This window comes from Arthrobacter sp. LAR12-1-1.1 (assembly GCF_040676555.1).
Lineage (GTDB): Bacteria > Actinomycetota > Actinomycetes > Actinomycetales > Micrococcaceae > Arthrobacter.
Genome location: NZ_JBEGIG010000023.1, coordinates 337,885 through 355,554 on the forward strand (window position 1 = coordinate 337,885; position 17,670 = coordinate 355,554).

13 protein-coding genes are annotated in these 17,670 nt (G+C 65.6%); 8 read left to right on the forward strand and 5 right to left on the reverse strand.

Features of this window, described 5'->3' with window-relative positions; all coding sequences use genetic code 11:
* The first annotated feature begins 87 nt into the window (after nucleotides 1–87).
* The 4 genes from MRBLAR12_RS14445 (at nucleotide 88) to MRBLAR12_RS14460 (ending at nucleotide 5,761) form a co-directional block, all read left to right on the forward strand.
* The gene (locus MRBLAR12_RS14445) at nucleotides 88–1,446 is read left to right on the forward strand and encodes an MFS transporter (protein ID WP_364746813.1); all 1,359 of its coding nucleotides are present in this window, start codon (nucleotides 88–90) and stop codon (nucleotides 1,444–1,446) included.
* 681 nt (nucleotides 1,447–2,127) lie between these two features.
* Nucleotides 2,128–3,537: an MFS transporter gene (locus tag MRBLAR12_RS14450; protein ID WP_364746815.1), complete on the forward strand. Its 1,410-nt coding sequence runs from the start codon at nucleotides 2,128–2,130 to the stop codon at nucleotides 3,535–3,537.
* A 60-nt stretch (nucleotides 3,538–3,597) separates the two neighbouring features.
* On the forward strand, nucleotides 3,598–4,854 hold the full coding sequence (locus MRBLAR12_RS14455) for an aminopeptidase P family protein (protein WP_229994907.1): 1,257 nt from the start codon (nucleotides 3,598–3,600) through the stop codon (nucleotides 4,852–4,854).
* 94 nt (nucleotides 4,855–4,948) lie between these two features.
* Entirely contained in the window at nucleotides 4,949–5,761 is an 813-nt protein-coding gene (locus tag MRBLAR12_RS14460; protein WP_364746817.1) for an IclR family transcriptional regulator, read from the forward strand.
* A 30-nt stretch (nucleotides 5,762–5,791) separates the two neighbouring features.
* Here the strand turns inward: MRBLAR12_RS14460 and MRBLAR12_RS14465 are convergent, their stop codons facing one another.
* Complete coding sequence (locus MRBLAR12_RS14465) at nucleotides 5,792–7,336, reverse strand: PucR family transcriptional regulator (RefSeq protein ID WP_229994905.1); 1,545 nt, start codon at nucleotides 7,334–7,336, stop codon at nucleotides 5,792–5,794.
* 108 nt (nucleotides 7,337–7,444) lie between these two features.
* Between MRBLAR12_RS14465 and MRBLAR12_RS14470 the strand changes: the two genes are divergently transcribed.
* Together MRBLAR12_RS14470 and MRBLAR12_RS14475 are read left to right on the forward strand one after the other, a co-directional pair.
* Complete coding sequence (locus tag MRBLAR12_RS14470) at nucleotides 7,445–8,971, forward strand: purine-cytosine permease family protein (protein WP_364746819.1); 1,527 nt, start codon at nucleotides 7,445–7,447, stop codon at nucleotides 8,969–8,971.
* A gap of 14 nt (nucleotides 8,972–8,985) precedes the next feature.
* Nucleotides 8,986–9,960: a polysaccharide deacetylase family protein gene (locus tag MRBLAR12_RS14475; RefSeq protein WP_229994903.1), complete on the forward strand. Its 975-nt coding sequence runs from the start codon at nucleotides 8,986–8,988 to the stop codon at nucleotides 9,958–9,960.
* Between the two features lie 109 nt (nucleotides 9,961–10,069).
* Here MRBLAR12_RS14475 and MRBLAR12_RS14480 read toward each other — a convergent pair whose 3' ends face one another.
* The 4 genes from MRBLAR12_RS14480 to MRBLAR12_RS14495 form a co-directional block, all read right to left on the reverse strand.
* Nucleotides 10,070–11,011: a M20/M25/M40 family metallo-hydrolase gene (locus MRBLAR12_RS14480; protein ID WP_364746821.1), complete on the reverse strand. Its 942-nt coding sequence runs from the start codon at nucleotides 11,009–11,011 to the stop codon at nucleotides 10,070–10,072.
* Between the two features lie 459 nt (nucleotides 11,012–11,470).
* The gene (locus tag MRBLAR12_RS14485) at nucleotides 11,471–12,439 is read right to left on the reverse strand and encodes a ribokinase (protein WP_229994901.1); all 969 of its coding nucleotides are present in this window, start codon (nucleotides 12,437–12,439) and stop codon (nucleotides 11,471–11,473) included.
* Complete coding sequence (locus tag MRBLAR12_RS14490) at nucleotides 12,436–13,860, reverse strand: MFS transporter (RefSeq protein WP_229994900.1); 1,425 nt, start codon at nucleotides 13,858–13,860, stop codon at nucleotides 12,436–12,438. Before MRBLAR12_RS14490 ends, MRBLAR12_RS14485 begins: the two co-directional genes overlap by 4 nt.
* Nucleotides 13,857–14,873, reverse strand: a complete 1,017-nt coding sequence (locus MRBLAR12_RS14495) for a nucleoside hydrolase (protein WP_364746824.1) — start codon at nucleotides 14,871–14,873, stop codon at nucleotides 13,857–13,859. The genes MRBLAR12_RS14490 and MRBLAR12_RS14495 overlap by 4 nt, the downstream gene beginning before the upstream one ends.
* 166 nt (nucleotides 14,874–15,039) lie before the next feature.
* Between MRBLAR12_RS14495 and MRBLAR12_RS14500 the strand changes: the two genes are divergently transcribed.
* On the forward strand, nucleotides 15,040–16,089 hold the full coding sequence (locus tag MRBLAR12_RS14500; protein ID WP_364746826.1) for a LacI family DNA-binding transcriptional regulator: 1,050 nt from the start codon (nucleotides 15,040–15,042) through the stop codon (nucleotides 16,087–16,089).
* 49 nt (nucleotides 16,090–16,138) lie between these two features.
* Nucleotides 16,139–17,338: a metal-dependent hydrolase family protein gene (locus MRBLAR12_RS14505; RefSeq protein WP_364746828.1), complete on the forward strand. Its 1,200-nt coding sequence runs from the start codon at nucleotides 16,139–16,141 to the stop codon at nucleotides 17,336–17,338.
* Nucleotides 17,339–17,670: the final 332 nt, after the last annotated feature.

The following is a 17,670-nucleotide window of genomic DNA, read 5'->3' on the forward strand; positions in this document are numbered from 1 at the left end:
CTATAAAGCAACAACGCCAGGACGCGGATCGCTCTGCACTGTTCGCCGCGAAACAATGACTACGCCCTTCCAACCATGGGAGCCACCATGACAACGCTTTACACCGCAACCCCCAGCAGTAAAACCACCCTCCGCAAAGTCACCGGCGCCGCCGCTGCCGGCACCGTCGTTGAATGGTTTGATTTCGCGATCTACGGATTCCTCGCCCCCGTCATCGCAAGAACGTTTTTCCCGGCCGGGGACCACATCACCGGCCTGCTGCAGACGTTCGCCGTGTTCGCCGTCGCCTTTGCCCTGCGACCCCTGGGCGGCGCCTTCTTCGGTGCCCTCGGAGACCGCATTGGCCGGAAAAAGGTTCTTGCCTTGACGGTCCTTCTGATGTCCGGCGCAACCGCGACCATCGGACTTCTGCCGTCCTATTCCAGCATCGGCATCTGGGCCGCCGTGTTGCTGACCTTGGCCCGCAGCGTTCAGGGTCTGTCCGCGGGCGGCGAGTACGCCGGCGCGGTCACCTACGTGATCGAACACGCCCCCGCAGATCAACGGTCTCGCTACAGCAGCTGGATGCCGGCGGCAACCTTCGCCTCGTTCTGCGGTGCAGCCCTGTTGTGCTATCTGCTCACGGCCAACCTTCCGGCGGAAGCCATGGACAGCTGGGGATGGCGCGTCCCGTTCCTTGTGGCGGTTCCGCTTGGCCTCGTCGCGTTCTACATCCGGCAGAGGCTGGACGAGAGCCCGATGTTTCTGGAAGTGCTCAATAGCGCAACCGCAGTACATGCGCCCCTTCGCCAAACCCTGCGCCTGCAATGGAATCCCATGCTGGCCCTCGGCGGATACATCAGCCTGACGGCGCTGTCCTTCTATACGTTCTCCACGTACATGACCACGTTCCTGCGGGAGGTTGCGCATCTACCGGCCGACCAGGTCCTCATGAGCAACGTCATCGCCTTGGCGTTTGCCGCCGCGATGGCACCGGTCCTAGGCAGGGTCTGCGACAGGGTCGGTCGTCGAACCACAATGGTGGCTTCCTGCCTCCTTCTAGGCGGCCTGGCGGTCCCCGCCTACCTGCTCGCCTCCACCGGGGGATTCGGCAACGCGCTGGCCGGCCAGCTCCTGTTGGCCCTGGGTGCCGTGACGGCCAACGTGGTGACGGCAGTCCTTTTGTCGGAAGTGTTCCCGACGGCCGTCAGGTACACAGCCTCGGCCATCACCTACAACGTCAGCTACGCGATCTTCGGCGGAACGGCACCTTTTGTCGCCACGTTCCTGATCGCCAGTACGGGGAACAAGCTCGCCCCCGCCATCTACCTCACGGCCATTGCCGCTGCGGCGCTGCTGGCTGCTTTCCTGCTGCCGGAAACCAGCGGCCGTTCGCTGCGGGCGTCATCTGTCGCAGAGCAAGACGCCGCGGTAGCTCCCGACGGCGAGATGCAGCGCAGGGTCTGAGCTGCGACTGCACCGAGTCTGTGCCGCCGGCCCGCGCACCGGGAAACGCGGTCAATGAACGTGGACTCGACTGGCGGATGTCAGGGTGATTGTGACACCGCTGGTGTTTAGGTAGTCAAGAGTAGATCTCGCACGCGCCCGGCTGGTGTCTTCCAGCCGGGCGTTTTGCGTGGGCGGCCGTTCCCGAAGCCTCAGCCGTTCTTCTTCCAGCGCTTCGGCCACTTCACATTCATCAGGAGCAAGCCAAGCAGGAGCGCGTCGACGGTCATGATTCCCGCCATGAGATAGGCCCACCCGGCCATCATGGCTTTACCGCCGACCGGCGGTCCGAAGTGCGCGCGTGTACCAGAATGCCCATAACGATCTCCTGACGTGGATCCCCCCAGTCACTCGATAGTCCCCCAAGTGTGCCACCGCGCCGCCCCGGAGGGAACCGCGCCGCTGCCTGGCTCAAGCTTTTCACAAGCTGACGCGCGCACGGCGTAATGAATGCAACTCAGTCTCGTTGACTGCAACTATCGTTCTGCGGCCTGGCAGGTGTCCGCTGAACTCCTCTGTCGCGGTTTCCTCGGAGTAATTTGTAAATCGAAAAACAAAAAGCATTGACTGTGTCACAGGTCACGCCTAATCTGGTGCAACAGCGTTGCACTGATTGCAACCCCAAAACACTTTGGTGGACACATGAGTAACGAAACTTCCTCCCCGGCCCCACTTGCGGGGTCGATCGGCCCGGAGTCGAATAGCGGGCATGGCAGTACTTCCTCCGGACAGGCCACGTTGAGCGGCCGTGTGGGCCCGGGCGGGCAAGATCCCGTGGTCAGCAGGGAGACCCGACGGCGGGTGGTCGCCGCAAGTTTCATCGGGAACTTCGTCGAATGGTTCGACTACGCCGTCTACGGCTACTTGGCCGCAACAATCGCCGCGGTCTTCTTCCCCGAGTCCAATCCCCAGACCGCGCTTCTGCTGACTTTCGCCCTGTTCGCCATCTCGTTCCTGGTGCGGCCACTCGGCGGCTTCGTCTGGGGCCACATTGGTGATCGGGTGGGGCGCCGGACCGCGCTTTCCCTGTCAATCCTGATCATGTCCGGAGCGACCTTCTGCATCGCCCTCATCCCGGGGTATAACGCCATCGGCATCTGGGCCCCGATCCTTCTCCTGGTGGTCCGCGTCGTCCAGGGCTTCTCCGCCTCGGGTGAATACGCCGGCGCGTCCGCCTTCCTGGTGGAGTACGCCCCGGCCAACAAACGCGGCCTCTACGCTGCGGTGGTTCCGGCCAGCACGGCCGCGGGCCTGCTGCTCGGCTCCCTGCTCGCGGGCCTGCTGACCATCCTGCTCAGCGCCGAAGCGATGCAGAGCTGGGGGTGGCGACTGCCGTTCCTGCTCGCCGCCCCGATGGGCCTGATCGGACGCTACATCCGCACCAAGCTGGAAGACACACCGGTGTTCCGCGAACTGGCAGAGGAGGACCAGGCCATCAAGGCCCCGGTATCCAGCCTCTTCCGGAACCACTGGCGGTTGCTGCTGAAAGCCGTCGGAGCCGTGCTGCTCAACGCCGTCGGGTTCTACGTGATCCTGAGCTACATGCCCACGTACCTGTCTTCGGAACTCGGTCTCGGCGCGGCCGAATCCTTCCTGGCCACCACCATCGCCCTGATGACGTACATCGGGTTTATCTTCCTGACCGGAATGCTCTCGGACCGCTACGGCCGGAAAAAGGTACTCATCGCCGCATCCCTGAGCTTCATCCTGCTGACCGTGCCAGCCTTCGCTTTGCTGGGCACTGGGAACTTCCTGGTGATCGTCCTGGTGCAGATCCTGCTGGGCGGCATGCTCACGCTCAATGACGGCACGCTTCCGAGCTTCCTGGCGGAAATGTTCCCCACCCGTGTCCGCTACAGCGGCTTCGCCGTCAGCTTCAACCTCTCCAACGCGCTGTTCGGCGGCACTGCGCCGTTCATGGCGACGCTCCTGATCGCCGCGACAGCCAATGACCTGGCGCCGGCCTGGTATCTGTCCGGCGCCGCGGCCATCTCCCTGATCGCCGTCGTGCTCTCCCGTGAAACCAGCAAGGAACCGCTGCGCCACGACTAGCCGGCCGACGCCCCAATTTTTCCCCTCCAAAGAACAGCACCGCAGAAAGGCACCACCACCATGACCATCACAACCTCCAACAACGCTTCATCCATCGCCGAACTGGAGCGACTGAAAGTCCTGCACAACGGGCAGAAGGAAAAGCTGACCTTTTCCAACGCCGAATTTGAGCGCCGGCTCGGCGGACTGCGCCGCATCATGGCCGAGAAGGACCTGGACGCCGTCGTCCTGACCAGCTACCACTCCATCAAGTACTACTCTGACTTCCTCTTCACCTACTTCGGCCGGTCCTACGCCATGGTGGTCACCAAGGACGACACCGTGACTGTTACGGCCAACATCGACGCCGGCATGCCGTGGCGGCGCAGCTACGGCGACAACGTGGTGTACACAGACTGGCGCCGGGACAACTACATCTTCGCCATCCAGGAGGCGCTGCGCACCCGCGGCATTAACCCCCGCCGGCTCGGCGTCGAAGACGATTCGCTCCCGCTGGACAACCGGAACAAGATCCAGGCGGCGTTTGCCGGGGCCGCCCTGGTGGACGTGGCCCAGGCCGCGATGCGCCAGCGGATGATCAAATCGGCCGAAGAGATCGAGGTGATCAAGCACGGAGCCCGCATCGGCGACCTCGGCGGCGAAGCCATCCGCAACGCCATCACCGCCGGCATCACCGAATACGAGGTCGCCCTGATCGGCACCGAAGCCATGGTTCACGAAATCGCCCGGACCTTCCCGGATTCGGAAATCCGTGACACCTGGGTGTGGTTCCAGTCCGGCATCAACACCGACGGCGCCCACAACTGGGCCACCACGCGCAAGATCCAAGAACACGACATCCTGTCCCTGAACTGCTTCCCCATGACCTCCGGCTACTACACCGCACTGGAGCGCACCCTGTTCTACGGCGAACCCGACGCCCGCTCCCTGGAACTGTGGAACATCAACGTAGAGGTCCACAAGCGCGGCCTCGAGCTCATCAAGCCGGGAGCTGTCTGCAAGGACATCGCCGCCGAGCTGAACGAGATCTACGTGGGTCACGGACTGCTTGCCAACCGGACGTTCGGCTACGGACACTCGTTCGGCGTCCTGAGCCACTACTACGGCCGCGAAGCCGGACTGGAACTCCGCGAGGATATCGACACCGTGCTGGAACCGGGCATGGTGGTCTCCATGGAACCCATGATCACGGTCCTGGACGGACAGCCCGGCGCCGGCGGCTACCGTGAGCACGACATCCTGGTGGTCGGTGAAGACGGAGCCGAGAACATCACGAAGTTCCCCTTCGGCCCCGAATACAACATCGTGGGCGCCTGACCCCCACACCCCCAACAAGGGACGGACAGAGAAGCGGCGCCACGTCCACCGTGGCGCCGCTTTTCGGCCTTCATACGGAATGATGGTAGACACCATGACCCCAGCAGAATCTCCCGAGACTACCGGAAACGGCGACACCAAGGGCACCTCCGTCATCGTCAACGCCATCGCCGTACTGCGAACGTTCACGCCGGACGAACCGCTGCTCGGCGTCACCGAGATCGCCAACCGGGTCGGCCTGCACAAAAGCACCGTCTCCCGGATCCTGGCCACCTTCGAACAGGAACACCTGGTGGAACGGGACCCGGAAACCCGCCGCTTCCGCCTGGGCCTGGGACTGATCGCCGTCGCCGGACCGTTGCTGGCCGAACTGGAAGAACGGCGCGTGGCCTTCCCGGTCCTGCGTGAACTGACCGAACAGACCGGCGAAACCAGCGCCCTCATGGTCTGGAACGGCGCCGAGTCAATGTGCGTGGAGCAGATCGCCAGCCACCACCAGATCAAGCACGCCACCCCGCTGGGCGCCCGGTACACGGATGCCATGAGCGCCTCCGTGCAGGTCTTCCTGTCTGCCGAGGCCGCCGAACGTGTCCGTACGCTCCTGCGCAGCGGAGCGATCAGCTACCCGGGACTCGATGACGCAGGCCTGGACGGCTACGAGATGAAGCTCAAGGATGTGGCGGCCCGGGGCTGGGCCATCAACTATGGCGAATCCTCCATCGACGAAGTGGGCGTGGCTGCTCCTGTCTATGACCACCGCGGCGACGTCGTGGCGGCTGTCCTGATCTCGGCGCCCCGGTTCCGCGTCTCCCGCGAACGGCTGCAGGGACTGGGCGAAGCGTGCGCGGCTGCGGCCGACAAAATCACCAGGCGGCTGGGCGGCCGCGCGTCCCGCAGCAGCGACTGACGCCGGGCCGGCAAGCGCAGCCCACCCGCCTCAGTTCAGCCGGGCCAGCCGCGTGGCCAAATGCAGCGCCGCGAGCCGGCCCGTTCGCCGGGGGTCGCCGCCGCACAGCTCGAAGATCCGCTGCAGCCGCTGATGCATCGACTGCCGTTCCACGTGCAGTTCCCTGGCCGCCTGGGCGGTGTTGCATCCGGAATCCAGCCAGGTGGCCAGGGTATCGAGCAGTCGCGAATTGCGTTGGGCATCATGGTCCAGGAGTGCGCCAAGTTGCCGGCGCACGAAGTTCCGCCGTTGCTCGGTATCCAGGCTTCCCACCGCGAGGCGTTCGACGGCGAAGGCCTCGGAATCGATCACGGGACAGTGCGGGCCTGCTGCCCCCGCCGGTGACTGTCCCAGCGTGTCCGCCAACTCCAGCGTGAGCCTGGCTTCCGACAGGGACCAGGGAGCTTCCGATATCCCGGCGGACATCGGGCCAACGGCAACGAGCGTGTCGGCCAGTGCGGGCAGCCCACGCAGGCCGGCCAGGAGTGCGTGCCGGCTTTCGCGCGGATTATCGCCCGGGAGGACGGCCACCGCCAGGAGCTCGGCGTTATCGACATAGGTGGCGCTCGGCTGCGCCCCGCGGGTCAGAAGACGCTCCACGGGAGCCCGGAGCTGTTGGAGCATGTCGGACCGGATCACGATGGCCAGGAGCGCGGCAGCCGGCGGAATCCCCGCCGCGGAAGCCAGCTGCTGGAGCCGCCAGGCCTGGCTGCCCGAATCTATCGCGCGAAGCAGGGCCGCCCCGGCGACTTCCTTGAGCCCGGGAGACATCCGCTGCAACAGTGCCAGGGCCAGGATGTCCACTGAGCGGTTCCCGGCTGTACGGGCCAGGTTCTCGTCCTCGCCCGGCGGGATCCGGAGCAACAGCTGCGCAGCGAGAATGCCGCGGATCGGAACGTCGATGTGGATCAGGCGTGCCTGCTCCTGCGGCCCCAGGGCGGAGGCGTCGGCGTCGGCGGCCTCCGGCTGTCCCGGGGTTGCGCTGGCCAGGGTCGCACCTGAGACGGACGTCAGGGTCACCTCGGCATGGGTGATACCGGCCAGCACGGCGAGAATCCGGTCCAGGCCGCCGCCGTGTGCCAGCTCGACGGCCATCGCGTGACTGGCCTCGTCTGCCCGCCGCAACTGGGACACCGAGTCGCTGACCAGCATCGAATTGATGGCCTGCATGACCCCGACAAACGGCACCACCCCGCGAAGTTCGATCAGCGGAAGGCCGGCTGCTTCGGCGGCCGCCACCATCGAGGACGGCAGCGACGGAAGGGCCGCCCCGGTCTCGATGGCTACGGCCGCCACACCCCGCTCTGCCAGCTGGCGAACGTAATTGACCTGCCGCTCCTCAGAGGCGAGGGCGAGAGCTTCCCCGCCTGTCAGCAGAAGCTCCCCGCCGGCCAGCAAGGGCGCGATGTCGATGATTTCACTGGAGTGGATCCACCGCAGCTGGGTCCTGGCGGCAGCCCCTGCCGCTGCCCGGATGATGGGATCGGCGGCCGCCAGCGTCGGATGGTTCAGGGCGTCTTCAAGACGAATGGACATGACACTCCGTCGCGTTGATCTACGTTTATTTGGACACATTGTATATGGTCGAATGTGGCCTGCGACACATAATCTTGAAGGAATCCCACACACCCCCGGAGGCTCCCAATGCGTCAAAAAACCCCAGCGGCCCCAGCCGGCACCGCGCCGGTAGCCGGTGAAGACCACGAAGCGTGGCTACACCCCATCCCCGAATCAGAGCGGACCCGCAAAGTGTCCGGCCAGTTCTGGATCTGGGCTGGAGCAAACCTCGCCCCGATCAACTGGGTGCTCGGAGCGCTCGGCATCCAGCTCGGCCTGGGGTTCGCGGACACGGTCACCGTCCTCGTCCTTGGAAACCTGATCGGAATGCTGCTCTTCGGGTGCTTTGTCCTGCTGGGCCAAAAAACGGGAGCCACCGGCATGGTGCTGGCCCGCGCCGCCTTCGGACGGCGCGGAAACTACCTGCCGGCGGCCATTCAGGCCCTTCTGGTGATCGGCTGGTGTGCCGTCAACACGTGGATCATCCTGGATCTGGTCATGGCGCTGTTCGGAACCCTGGGATGGGTCGACCCGGAGGCCCACAACTATGCATGGAAGATCGGCATCGCCACGTTCATCATGGCGGCGCAGGTAACCATTGCCTGGTTCGGCTACAAGGCGATCGCTGCGTTCGAGAAATGGACCGTCCCGCCGACCATCATCATCCTGACCGTGATGTCCGCCGTGGCCTGGTTCGGCATGAAGATCAACTGGACCTACGCCGGCCCTGCAGGCCACATCCTGGAAGGCTCGGAACGCATCGCCGCGATGAGCGCGGTCATGACGGCCATCGGCATCGGCTGGGGCATCACCTGGTTCACCTACGCCGCGGACTACTCCCGCTTCGTCAGCACCACGGTGCCCAAGCACAAGGTCTACCTCGCCTCGGTGCTGGGCCAGTTCATCCCCGTGGTCTGGCTCGGCATCCTGGGCGCCAGCCTGGCCACCAACACAGGGGAAATAGACCCCGGCAAACTCATCGTCCTGAACTTCGGTGCGCTGGCCCTCCCCGTGCTGCTCATGGTGCTGCACGGCCCGATCGCGACCAACATCTTGAACATCTACACCTTTTCCGTCGCCACACAGGCGCTGGACATCTCCATCAGCAGGCGCAAGTTGAACCTGTTCGTCGGCGTCTTCTCCCTGGCAGTCGTGATCTTCTTCATCTTCCAGGAGGACTTCGCCACGGTACTGGACGCCTGGCTGATTGGGCTGGTCGCCTGGGTGGCTGCCTGGGGCGGAGTCATGCTGGTCCACTACTTCTGGATCGAGAAACGCTGGCCCGGCAACCCAGACAGGCTCTTCGACGCCGTCGGCACCAAGCGGCTGCCCGGCGTGAACCCGGCCGGCATCGCCTCCCTGCTCATCGGCATCTTCGCCACCTGGCTGTTCATGTACGGATTGGTGCCGGCCATGCAGGGGCCCATCGCCGTCGCGCTGGGCGGATGGGACCTGTCCTGGCTCGCCGGGGGACTGGCCAGCGCCGCCGCCTACGCCGTCCTCGGACCGCGGTTCCACCGCAAGTTCCTGGATGTCCCCGCCCCCAGCGAACAGACCGCAGATTCACCTGACGCAACCGGCCTTCCGGTCACGTCAACCACCCCCGCCGTTTAGCAGGAGATCAACCCGTGAACTTCTTCCCCGCCTTTGCTGACACCGCCCATCCCATCACCTGGCCCGACGGCCACCGTGCCGCGGCGTCCTTCACCTTCGACGTCGACGCCGAATCCTGCACCATCGCCCATGACCCGCAGAGCACCAGGCGCATGTCGCTCATGACGCACCAGTCCTACGGGCCCAAGGTCGCCGTCCCACGGATCCTGCAAATCCTCGAGCGACAGGAGATCCAGGCGACGTTCTTCGTCCCGGGCTTCACGGCCGAATGCTACCCGGACGTAGTCCGCCGGATTGCGGACGGCGGCCACGAGATCGCCCACCACGGCTACCTGCACGAACACATGCAGGGCATCGACGCCGCCACGGAGGCACGGTACCTGGACCGGGGCCTGGATGCCCTGGCCAAGGCCGCCGGCGTCCGGCCGACCGGATACCGTGCACCGTGGTGGGAGCTCAACTGGCATTCCGCAACGCTCCTTGCCGACCGCGGGTTCCTTTATGACTCAAGCCTGCTCGACGGCGACGCGCCCTACCGCTTCAGCGTTGCCGAGGGGGACCCCCGCGACCTCGTGGAAATCCCCGTCGACTGGGCTCTGGACGACTGGGAGCAGTACGCCTTCTACCCGGGCGTCACCGGAAGCGGTGTCATCGAAAGCCCGGCCAAGGTCCTGGAAATGTGGACGCTGGAGGCCGAAGCGCACCACGCTGCCGGGAGCTGCTTCGTCCTGACCAACCACCCCTTCATCTCCGGCCGGCCGTCCAAGGCCGTGGCCCTGGAACAGCTGATGGACCGGGTTAAATCCATGGACGGCATGTGGGTCACCACCATGGAGAAGATCGCGCAACACACGCGCGACTCCGTCGAGGAGATCCACACCCATGCCCGCGTTGCCGTGCCCGGATTCCCGGACACCGGCGCACGGTTCACGCCGGCCGCCGTGCGGCAGCCCCAAGGAGCCCCGGCGCGACGCGGGGCCGAAATCTAGGGCACAGTTTGGCCCCAGGAAGCACAGGTCCCCGGCACGGCCCCTCCAGAAGGTGCCGTTCCGGGGACCTTCCTGTGTGGGCGTCCGGTCTCATCGGCAACCGGGGCAGTTAGCCGGTCTTCGCCATTGCGTAGGCCACGGTGGCGTAGGCCAGGGCGCCCGACATTTCCTGGAGCAGTTCCGGGTTGGTGTTGGCGATGGTGTCGCAGGCTTCGTGGTAGCAGGGGTCGAGGTCCTTGCCGGCCACCCCGCCATAGGTCTGGGCCTGGGCCTGGGTCTTTTTCTTCTCATCGCCGGTGAACAGCCCGCCGCCTGGAATGCCGGCCGAGAGGAAGGCGTCGTAGTCGGACCCGCCGTCAAAGGGCGTCGTCTCGGCGGGCAGCGCGTTCTCCTCGAAGTAGCGGAAGAAGAGGTCCTCGATCGCCTTGGACCCGGCGGGACCGGCGTGGCCGAAGTCCGTGCCGTCCCCGTCATGGACGGAGCGCACGCCGTTGGGCGAGGCCACCATGTCCACGTTCAGGTTCACCGCGGTCTGGCTGAGCTCGGCCTGGCTGAGCTCGTCGACGTAGTGCTGGGACCCGTAGAGGCCGTCCTCCTCCCCGCCCCAGAACGCGAACCGGACCCGGTTGACCGGCGTGATCCCGGCCTCCTTCATCCACCGCGCGGTCTCCAGGACCGCCGCCACCCCGCTGCCGTTGTCGTCAATGCCCGGGCCCTCCTGCACGGAGTCCAGGTGCGCGCCCACCACCACGGTGTGCCCGGCATCGCCGCCGGTGTCGGCCAGGATGTTGAAGGATTCCACCGTCTTCCCGCGCCGGCCGTCCTCTTTGAACGTGAAGGCCTGCCGCACCGGCGCATACCCGGCTGCCCGCAGCTGCTCCTCGACATAGCGGGCCGATTCCTCATAACCGGAGGTGCCCGACGCGCGGTTGCCGCCATTGGCATCGGCCACCCGCTGCAGCGCCTGCATATGCCCCACCATGTCCCGGGACTTGAAAGCCGCCAGCACGGTGCGCGCGTCCACCGTGCTGACGGGCGCCAGCTGCGGCACGGCAACACTGGGGCTCGCGGACTTGGCGGGCTTGGCGGATTGGCTCGGCGCGGCACCGGACGGGGAGCCGGCTGCTGTCCCGGACGTACAGGCCGACGTCGATAGCAGGACCAGGGCGAGGAGCGAGGGAAGTACATGCTTGCGCAGAGTGATAATGCTGGGAGCCCATCACTAGTCGGTACACGTTCGCTTGATTTCGGCTCGATTAGTCAAGACGCTCGCCACTGATGCTCCAGTAAGTCGCGGCCGCCATCGCCCGGCAAATACTCCTATCAGGTCGAACCATTCTCGGCCTTGCGGCTGTAACTTCCATAGCGCCTCGCTGTGAATCTGCTGTGCATATTGTTTGCTGCCATGACATGGCCACCGGGCATGTCCGGAGCTTAACCGGTAGTGGGCGCCACAGACAGTATCTGCAGCGCCCACTCCCGTGGCGGTCCCAACTGGTGGGGGTGGCCGTTACGCCAGCATTCCCTGAACGTCGGCCGCTTCCGGGTACGCCGTTTGCGTGCCCTTCCTGGTCGCTGCCAAGGCCGCTGCAACGGATGCGAAGGCGGCAGCGGCCGGGAGCGATGCGCCGGCGGCAAGGCGCGCAGCCACGGCGCCGGTGAACGCATCACCCGCTCCGGTGGTGTCCGTGGCCTCAACCCTGGTGGGTTCAATGCGGGTGATGTGGTCCCCAGCCCCAGCCCCGGCCCCGGTCCCGGAGTCCAGGACGACGGAGCCGTTGGCCCCCAAAGTGACCACAACGCGGTGCAGTCCGCGATCGGCGAACTTGGCCCGGACCGGCGCCCATGCCGCGGTGTCCGCGTCGGCGTCGGGTACGGCGGTGCCGCCCAGGAACAGCGACGCCTCATGCGCGTTCACGAGCAGAACGTCGCAGAGATCTGCGAGGCTCGCCGGGATCTCGGCGTACGGCGAGAGGTTGAGCAGAACTGTCGCACCGGCGTCGTGGCCCAACCGGGCCGCGGCTTCGACCGTGGCGAGGCCGACTTCGAGGCACAGGCACACCACGGACGCGCCCTGGAACACTTCGATGGAGGCGGCAACATCCTCCGGCGTCAGCGTGCCGTTGGCCCCGGCCGAGATGATGATGTTGTTCTCACCGTTCGCGTCTACGGAGATGACGGCGACGCCGGTCGCGGTATCGGGAGCGCGGCGGACGTGGGAAATATCCACGCCCGCCCCGGCGGTGGATGCCAGGAGCATGTTCCCGTTGCTGTCGTCGCCGACCGCGCCGATCAGGAAGACCCGTCCCCCGAGCTTGCTCGCGGCGACGGCCTGGTTGGCGCTCTTCCCTCCGGGGTTGACCGCAAAACCGTTCCCGTGCACTGTTTCGCCGGGGAGCGGGAGCCTGTCGCAGTAGATGGTCAGGTCCGCGTTCAGCGATCCGACGACGACGATCGGGGGCGGGGTCGGGATGGTCATTTTGCCTCAGCTTCTACGGGCTTGGGAATCAGCAGTGATGCAGCGAATGCCGCCACGGTGATGATAAGTCCCACAACGATCGCGGTCAGGTAGGAAGCCTGGGCATCGCCCAGTGCGGAGGAAGCCACGAGCGCCGCCGGCAGGACCAGGAAGCTCAGGCCCGCGCCCAGGTTGAACGCGCCGGCGTTCATGCCGGGGAGGAAGCCGGGGTTGCCTTCGGGGGAGAGGACAACGCCAAGGCCGTTCAGCATGATGTTGACCGTCCCCGCGTACATGATGCCCAGCAACGCTGTTCCGGCAATCATCATCGGCAGGCTGCTGAGACCGTAGAAGGCAATGACGGCCAGGGCCACGACGCTGCCGGCCATGCCGATCCGCAGCACCTTGGTGTAGCCAAGAACCGGGGCCAGACGGCCGCTGATGGGGCCGACCACCCACCCCAGAAGGGCATAGGGAGTGAGGATGATGAGTGACATTTCGGTGGGTCCCACGCCGAAGCCCGGGGCCGTGGCCTGCACGTAGGCGGGGACAATGCCGTTGATGACCGCGAAGACGCCGGTCATGGTCAGTGTTGTGGTCAACAGCGGCGCCCACGTCGAGCGCTGACGCAGGTGGGCGGTCTCCACCATAGGCTGCGGCGTGCGCTTTTCCACGATCCAGAACCCGCAGAAGGCGATAGCGGCAACGGCGATCAGGCCGATGGCCAGCGCAAGTGTGCCGGGAGAAAACGCGCCGACCAGCTTCGAGGCCTCGTTGAGGGCTGTCAGCAGGGCGCCGACCGCGATGACGATGAAGACCACGCCGGGCCAGTCCATTTTGGTGCCCATCGCTGGCTTGCTTTCACCTGCCAGGAGGGCGACGAGGCCTGCCGCCACGACGGCCAGTGCGACCATGAGCCAGAAGATGCTGCGGAACCCGAAGTGTTCGGCGAAGTAGCCACCGACAAACGAGTCCACACCGGCAACCCCGCCGTTGACGGCGGTGATCAGGCCCATGAGGGCGCCGTACTTCCGCGGGTCGCTGACGGCCGACCGCAACATGATCAGGCACAGCGGGACGGTGGGGCCGCTGACTCCCTGGACGATGCGTCCGACGAAGAGCCAGGTGATGTCAGGGGCCATAGCCGCGATCAGGGAGCCGACAGCCATCATCACCATCATGCCCAGCAGGATCTTCTTGCGCCCCACAATGTCACTAAGGCGCGGCAGGAAGAGGGAAAACAATGCCGCCGCGGTGAAGAACCAGGTCTGCGACAGGCCGATCACGGCCTGATCCGTGTTGAGTTCGTTGCCCATCGTGACCAGGGCAGGGCTGAGCATTGAGGCATTGAGCTGGAAAGCAACGCAGGCCGTCAACAATGCGGCGGTGAGGGCAGTAACACTTCTGCGCGTGGTCTTGGATTCGTAGGTCAGGGTGCTCATGAGTTGGCTCCTCCGGTCCCTGCGCCGATGCTGACGGCAGCGGACGGGTCCACGTCGCCGATGCGCACCAGCGCGTCGGTGACGAGGTCCCAGAACTTCCCGTGGTCGAGGTCCACAGCCACGGAGGTGTGGCAGTCCGCCGGTGCCGGGGCCCGGAAATCGGCCACGGTCATGCCAAGCGTCAACCGGCCCTGCAGCTCGATGTCCACCGCCACTTTGCGGGTGGACATGACCGTGGGATCGATGACGTAGGCCACGGCGCAGGGGTCGTGGACGGGCGGGTAGTCAAAGCCCTGGGCGTCCTTGTAGGTCTTGGTGAAGAATTCCATCAGTTCCAGCACGAACTGGGCCGGCCCGGTCCCCACGGCAGCGATTTTTTCCACGACTTCGGGGGTCGCGAGGGCCTGGTGCGTGAGGTCCAAGCCGACCATGACCACCGGCCAGGGTTCGTTGAACACAATGTGTGCGGCCTCGGGGTCGATGATGATGTTGAATTCGGAAACGGCGCTCCAGTTGCCTACGTGGTACCCGCCGCCCATGAGGACAACTTCTTTCACGCGTTCCACGATGCGCGGTTCCTTGCGGGCCGCCATGGCGATGTTCGTCAGTCCTGCCGTCGGCACCAGCGTCACGGTGCCGGGCTCATGCGCCATGACGGTGTCGATGATGAGATCGACGGCGTGGCGCGGGTCCAGTTCGATACTGGATTCGGGCTGGGCGGGGCCGTCCATGCCGCTGTCACCGTGGATGTCGGGAGCGGTCTCGATGCTGCGGACCAAGGGCCGATCGCAGCCGGCGGCGAAGGGGACGCCGGTGATGCCGGCAATCGTGCCGACGGACAGGGCGTTGCGGGTGACCCTTTCGAGGGTCTGGTTGCCGACGACCGTCGTGACGGCGAGCAACTCAATGTTCGGATTGCCGTGAGCCAGCAGCATGGCCACGGCGTCGTCATGGCCCGGGTCGCAGTCCAGGATGATCTTCCTGCGTTCCGGGTTCAGGGTGATGGGATCCACGTAAATATCTCCACGTCGTTGGGGGTCCGCCGGGGCGGTGCGATAAAGCGTTCAGAGTGAGTTTGACACTGTCCCGGAGTCAACGTCAAGCGCTTAACGTTCATTACGTCAAGCGCTTGATGTATTGCGGCGGGTGCGACGCACCCCTCCCGGCTACGATCGAGGTATGGAATCCGGCGAACAAGTGCACGAACTTCGGGGGCGCACCCCGCGCGTCACCGCGGCGATGGTGGCCGAGCGGGCCGGGGTCTCCACCGCAACGGTCTCCCTGGTGGCCAACGGGAAGACCCAGGGGCGGGTGTCGGAAGACAACATTTCGCGGGTGCGGGAAGCCATTGCCGAACTTGGCTACGTGGTGGACAGCATTGGCAGTTCGCTGGCCAAGGGCATCAGCTCGATCGTGATTCTGGTGGCACCGGACATCTCCAACCCATTTTTCGCCAAGGTCATTGCCGGTGTCCGCGGCGCCCTGGGCGCCAACTACCAGCTGCTGCTCTCCGTCACGGACGCCGGCGAGTCCCCGCGCGTCGATGATGTCCGCAAGCTTCTGGCTTTGCGGCCGGCCGGGCTGCTGGTGGATGCGCCCAGCGCGGCGTTCCTTCGGGATCTTTCCGCAGCCGGGCCGTTGGTCCTGCTGGACGCACCCGGCTTGGAGTCCTTCGCCCCGTCGGTGAACCTCGACGTCGGGCACGGCGCCCGGCAGCTGGCCCGGCACCTGGCGGGGGCCGGACACAAACGGGCGGCGTACATGGACAGTGTGACCGGCACGGCGACCTTCGATATCCGGCGGGCGGCATTCCTGGAGGAGTCCGCGGCGGTGGGCATCATCGTGGCCGCGGACCATGTCATCGGCACCACCATTGACGTCGGCGCCGCCGCCGGAGCATTCGCCGCGGCGTGGCCGAGTTGGCAGCGGGACGGTGTTACCGCCGTCGTCTGCGCCACCGATACCCATGCCTACGGGGTGCTGCAGGAAGCCCGGGTGGCCGGCGTCCGCATTCCGCAGGAGCTCGCCGTGGCGGGCTTCGATGACCTGCCCTATTCGGCCACGTCCAACCCGGGCCTGACCAGCGTCCACCTCCCGGGCGACGCCCTCGGGGCCAAGGCCGGCGAGCAGCTCCGCAGGCTCATGGAGGGCCAGGCCCTGGAACAGCCCCAGCTGATCCTCCAGGGCTCGCTGATGGTGCGCGGTTCCACGGAACCGGCCAGCACCTAGAAAATCGGACTGAGCCCAACCGCGAACGTCTCACCGAGGAGTTGTCAGCATGACAAACGCAGCCGCCCTGACCATCCAGAACGCCCGGATCTTTGACGGACATTCGCCCGAGTTGGCAAGCGGATCCATCCTGTTCCGGGACGGGGTCATTCAGGAGACCGGGGACGTCATCCCCGACGGCGAGGTGATCGACGCCGGCGGCCGTGTAGTGGTGCCCGGGCTCATTGATGCCCATTTTCATGCGTACGCCGTTGGTCTGGGCGGCCTTGAGGTTGAGCGCTCGCTCCTGAGCTACACAGCCCTGGTGGGGGCGCGCCGCTTGGGCGCCGCGGTGCAGCGGGGATTCACAACCGTCCGCGACGTGGCCGGCGGGGACAGCGGGCTCGCCCGCGCCATCCGCAGCGGCCTGGTCACGGCTCCAAGGTACTACTACACGGGTCCGGCTCTCAGCCAGACTGGTGGCCATGGGGATCCCCGGTCCGCGGATCTGGACGTCTGCTTCGATCACGGTCACATGTGCGCAGTAGTGGACGGTGTGGACAACCTGCGCCGGGCAGTCCGTGACCGGTTCCGCACGGGAAGCCATGCCATCAAGATCATGGCTTCCGGAGGCGTCGTCTCCCTGACCGATCCCATCCGCCTACCGCAGTATTCAGCAGAAGAAGTCCGGGCGGTGGTGGACGAGGCCACCCGGCGCAACAGCTACGTTGCGGCCCATGCGTATTCACCCGAGGCAATCCGGCATTCCGTGGAAAACGGGGTACGTTCCATAGAACACGGGAACCTCCTGGACCGGGACACGGCGCAGATGATGGCCGGGCACGGAAGCTTCCTCGTGCCGACGCTTGCGGCCTACGATGCCATGAGCCGAAGGGGAGCGGGGCTGGGTCTGAACCCCGTTTCCCAGGCCAAGAACGCCGAGGTGCTTGAGGCTGGAAAGGTCGCTGTGGAACTGGCCCTGCAGGCGGGAGTCAAAGTGGGCTTCGGGTCTGACCTGATGGGGGACCTTGAGGACGATCAGCTCGTCGGCATTCGGCTGCAGATCGAGGCGGCGGGGGTGTTGGAGACGCTGAGGTCGCTGACCTCGGTCAACGCGGAACTTCTTCAGGACCCAAGCATCGGGCGCATCGGACCCGGGATGGCAGGCGATGCCGTGATCCTGGACGGCGACCCCTTTGCGGACCCGGCAGTTCTCTGGGACCAGGACAGGCCGAGGACTGTTATCCACGACGGCCGCATCATTCAGTGATCCCCGCGGCTCACGCGGCGGGTGTCGGGTGGACCATGAGGTGTTCCAAGCCGCCGATCGAGGAATCGAGCGTGGTCTTCACGTCCCCGGCCGGTTCAGGCGCATTCTTCATGATCCGGCCAGGGGCGGTCCGTGGATCTGGAGATGCCCGGGAGGGCAGCGGAAGTCGGCGTTAGGGGAGCGCGCGGGACAGAAATCCCGTTGTTTCTCAAAGCAATACAACTGTTGACTAGTGAGCAACTTCACAGTTAGAGTTGCGAAACCGAAAAGCCGCCGGAAGGCGGACTCGAGATCTCCAGGTGGAATGGATGGCGCGCGCGAACCGCCGCTGT